Annotated in this window: 3 protein-coding genes and 2 pseudogenes; 1 reads left to right on the plus strand and 4 read right to left on the minus strand. The window is 61.9% G+C overall.

The annotated features are described in order from the left end of the window. Positions 1–374 (plus strand): annotated as a pseudogene (locus ABR948_RS28550) (ABC transporter substrate-binding protein); the annotation flags it as partial. Between the two features lie 149 nt (positions 375–523). Here ABR948_RS28550 and ABR948_RS28555 read toward each other — a convergent pair. From ABR948_RS28555 to ABR948_RS28570, 4 genes and pseudogenes are all read right to left on the minus strand, one after another. Further along, positions 524–1,804 carry an ABC transporter substrate-binding protein gene (locus ABR948_RS28555; protein ID WP_428124499.1) on the minus strand — a complete coding sequence of 427 codons (1,281 nt, stop codon included), beginning with the start codon at positions 1,802–1,804 and terminating at the stop codon, positions 524–526. Positions 1,805–1,859: 55 nt separating this feature from the next. Next, entirely contained in the window at positions 1,860–2,933 is a 1,074-nt protein-coding gene (locus ABR948_RS28560) for a branched-chain amino acid ABC transporter permease (protein ID WP_428124501.1), read from the minus strand. 6 nt (positions 2,934–2,939) lie between these two features. Next, positions 2,940–3,833 carry a branched-chain amino acid ABC transporter permease gene (locus tag ABR948_RS28565; RefSeq protein ID WP_428124503.1) on the minus strand — a complete coding sequence of 298 codons (894 nt, stop codon included), beginning with the start codon at positions 3,831–3,833 and terminating at the stop codon, positions 2,940–2,942. Between the two features lie 139 nt (positions 3,834–3,972). Next, positions 3,973–4,446, minus strand: a pseudogene (locus tag ABR948_RS28570) (long-chain fatty acid--CoA ligase); the annotation flags it as partial.

A 4,446-nucleotide genomic window follows, 5' to 3' on the forward strand; every position in this document is an offset into this window, starting at 1 on the left:
AAATTTCCAAAATGTCGGACCCCACGGGCAAGGTCTACCGTCCCGTGCACTACATCGCGGCGATCTGCAGCGCGCTGTACATGAAGGAAGCCATCGAATGGGCTGCCAAGAACGGCGGCGCCACCGGCGAGAACGTCGCCAAGGGTTTCTACCAGAAAGCCAACTGGGTCCCGGCCGGGATGGAGGGCGTCTGCAATCCCTCGACCTGGACCGAAAAGGATCATCGCGGCACGCTCAATGTCGATCTCTATCGCTCGAAGATCTCGGGCCCGACTGACGGCGATATCAACGACGTGATGGCCAAGGGCACCGTCAAGCTCGAAAAGGTCAAGACCGTCGAACTGCCGCGCAAGGCTGACTGGTTCGGGTGGTGAGATAGCGTTGCCCACCTGCCTCCACACATTCCGTCGTCATCCCCGCGAAAGCGGGTGATCCAGTATTCCAGAGACGCCGGCAATCAAATCGAGAGGCCGCGGCTTACTGGGTCCCCCGTTTTCGCGGAGGACGACAGCAGATTGCTATCTCACCACCCGAACCATTCTGGCTTGCGCGGCAGTTCGACGGTCTTGACCTTTTCGAGCTTGATGGTGCCCTTGGCCATCACGTCGTTGATATCGCCGTCGGTCGGGCCGGATATCCTGGAGCGGTAGAGATCGACGGTCGTGGTCGGACGATGATCCTTCTCGGTCCAGGTCGAGGGATTGCAGACGCCTTCCATGCCGGCCGGGACCCAGTTGGCTTTCTGGTAGAAACCCTTGGCGACGTTCTCGCCGGTGGCGCCGCCGTTCTTGGCGGCCCAGTCGAGCGCCTCCTTCATGTACAGCGCGGTGCAGACGCCGGCGATGTAATGCACGGGGCGATAGACCTTGCCGGTGGGGTCCGACATCTTAGAAATCTCGATCACGGTCTTTATGCCCGGCGCGTTGCCACCCCAGGCGACCGCCGTGCGCAGCGGGAAGATCACGCCGTCGGCGGCGTCGCCGGCGGTCTTGGCGGCGTTTTCATCCATGCCCCATACGTTGCTGAGAAACTGAACGTCGACGCCCGCGGTCTTGCAGGCCTTCATGACGGAGATATTGGAGGCCGCGGTGTTGCCCAGATAGGCGTAGTTGGCGCCGGCGCTCTTCAGGCTCAGGCATTGCGCGCTGTAATCGCCCGGCGACAGCGCGAATACCAGCGGCGGCAGCACCTCAAAGCCGAGTTCGGTGGCGAGCGCTTCGCCGGCCGCCTTCGGCGCGTTCGGATAGGGGTGGTTGGCGCCCATATGCACGAACTTCGGCTTGCCGGGTTTGCCCTTGGCCTTCCAGTCTTCAGCCGCCCAGGTCAGTTCGGCGCGCAGCGCGTCGGAGTAGGTCGGGCCGTAGAAGAAATTGTAGGGCGCGGCCTTGGCCTTGCCGCTGGTGCCTTCGGGGTCGCTCAACGCCGCGGCGTAGGAGCCGGAGATATCCGGGATCTTGTCCTGGGCTAGGAAGGCGGTCAGCGCCTCGGTGTCGGCGGTGCCCCAGCCCATGATCGCCGCGACCTTGTCGCCGCCGGACCATTTCTTGTAGAGCGCGATCGCGCGCGGCACCTGATAGCCGTAATCATTGCTGTCGACATCGAGTTGCTTGCCGCCGACGCCGCCGTTCTTGTTGACCCAGGCGAAGGTATCCGCGACGCCCTGGCCGTAGGGCGTGCCGACATCGGCGGTGCCGCCCGAGAGGTCTTCCAGGTGTCCGATCGCGATCTGGGCCTTCGCCGCGGTGGTTGCGCTGCCGAGCAGCAGCGCGAGCGAAACGGTACTGAGCAGGGATTTCATGATCATGGCAATTCCTCCGGGTTTTTTATTTAGGTTCATTGTAGCCAGTCCCGTTCCAACCTCAATGCGAAAACGGGTAGAGTTTCCAGTAAGTCTTGATCTGCCGCCAGCGATGCGCGAGTCCGTCCGGCTCGAACATCAGAAACGCGATGATGATCAGCCCGATCGCGATCTCGCGCAAAAACGTGATGTTGTTGTTGAGCGACAGCGCCTTGTCGATGGCGCTGCCCTTGAGGCCCGCGCTGATCCACTCCATCGATTCCGGCAGCAGCACCACAAACGCTGTGCCCATCAGCGTGCCCATGATCGAACCGGTGCCGCCGATGATGACCATGGCGAGGAAAAGGATCGAACGCTCGATGCCGAAGCCTTCGGCGGAGACGACGAGCTGATAATGCGCGTACAGCGCGCCGCTGACGCCGGCGAAGAAGGCCGCCAGTCCGAACGACAGGGTGCGGTATTTCGTCAGATTGATGCCCATGATCTCGGCGGACAGATAATGGTCGCGGATCGCGACCAGCGCGCGGCCGTCGCGGGTGCGCATCAGGTTGGTCACGAGGAGATAGCTGACCACGAGATAGGCCAGCACGACGTAGAAATATTGCCGGTCGCCGCGGAACGTATAGCCGAAGATCGAGAACGGATTGGCGCTGGCCGGGACTGAGCCGCCGGAGAACCAGTCGGCGCGGGAGAAGAAATCCAGCAGGATGTATTGCGCGGCCAGCGTCGCAATCACGAGATAGAGCCCCTTCAGCCGCGCCGCCGGCACGCCAAAAATAAGTCCGACCAAAGCCGTGATGACGCCGGCCAGCGGGATCGCAAAGAACACCGGGATCGGCAGCGTGTTGGAGATATAGGCCGAGGTGAAGGCGCCGAACAGGAAGAAGGCAGCGTGGCCGATCGAGATCTGTCCGGTGAAGCCGACCAGAATGTTGAGGCCAAGGGCGGCGATGGCAAAGATGCCGATCTGGATCAGGGTGCTCAGCCAGTACGCGCTGAGCAGCTGCGGCGCAAAGCAGATCGCCACCACGCCGGCGATCGCCATGTTGCGGCTGGTGGTGGTCGGAAAGATCGTGGTGTCAGCCGCGTAGCTGGTGCGGTAGTCACCGGAGGGAATGAGGGAGGGGCCTGCCATGATGAATTACACCCGCTCGATGTCTTTGGTGCCGAACAGGCCATAGGGTTTGATCATTAGAATAATGATCAGCACGTAGAACGGCGCGATCTCGTACAGATTGCCCCAGTGCAGATATTCGCTGTCGACATATTGCGCGATGTTTTCCAGCAGTCCGATGATGATGCCGCCGAGCACCGCGCCGCCGATCGAGTCGAGGCCGCCCAGGATCGCCGCCGGGAACACCTTGATGCCGTAGGCTGAGAGGCCCGACGACACGCCGTTGACGACGGCCACCACGACGCCGGCGACCGCCGAGACCGTCGCCGAGATCGCCCACGCCATCGCGAACACGCTTTTGACGGAGATACCGAGCGACTGCGCCACCTGCTGGTTGAAGGCGGTGGCGCGCATCGCCAGGCCATATTTCGACACCCGGAAGAACCAAGCCATCCCGAGCATCATCGCCACCGAGACCACGAGGCTCATGACGTAGACGGTCTGGATCTGCAGGCCGAGGAAGTGCAGGGACTGGCTGGTGAACACGCGGGGAAACGGCTGCGGGTTGACGCCGAAGATCCATTTCAGCGAAGCCTGAAACACCGTCGACAGTCCGATGGTCACCATGATCACCGAAATGATCGGCTCGCCGATCATCGGCCGCAGGATCACGATCTGGATCGCGATGCCGAACACGAACATGAACACCAGCGTCAGCGGCATGCCGACCCAGAACGGCACCTGATATTTGGTGAGCAGCGCCCAGCACACCCACGCGCCGACCAGCAGCAACTCGCCTTGCGCGAAGTTGACGACTTGCGTCGCCTTGTAGATCAGCACAAACGACATCGCCACCACGCCGTAGAGCGTGCCGACCACGAGACCATTGACGAGAAGCTGGATCAGGAACTGGAGGTTCATGGAAACTCGCCCGTCATTGCCGGGCTCGACCCGGCAATCCATTTTTCAAAAGAACTGATCTTACGAAGCGGATGGATGCGCGGGTCAAGCCCGCGCATGACGACCGAATGTGTGGCGCTTCCAAACAATAATTCGCCTCTCATTCCGCGGCCTCCTTCGCGGCCACATCCCGCGCGAGGTCGACCACGCGCAGCGTGGTGCGGATGCGTTGGGTGGTGCCGTCCTGGAAGCGGATCACGGTATCGATGGGGATGTCGCGCCGGCCGCCATAGATCGCGTCGATGATATCGGCGTATTTTTCGTTGATGACGCTGCGGCGGACTTTTCGGGTGCGCGTCAACTCGCCGTCGTCGGCGTCGAGTTCCTTGTAGAGCAACAGGAAGCGCGAGATGCGCTGCGCCGGCGGCAGCGTGGCGTTGACGGTTTCGACCTCTTTTTGCAGCAGCGCATAGACCTCCGGCCGCGAGGCCAGGTCGGTGTAGGTGGTGAATGAGATGCGTTTTTTCTCCGCCCATTTCGAGATGATCGAGAAGCGGATGCAGATCATCGCCGCCAGCGCGTCGCGGCCGGCGCCGAGCACCACGGTTTCGGCGATGTAGGGCGAGAATTTCAG

This window comes from Bradyrhizobium sp. (assembly GCF_050014615.1).
Lineage (GTDB): Bacteria > Pseudomonadota > Alphaproteobacteria > Rhizobiales > Xanthobacteraceae > Bradyrhizobium.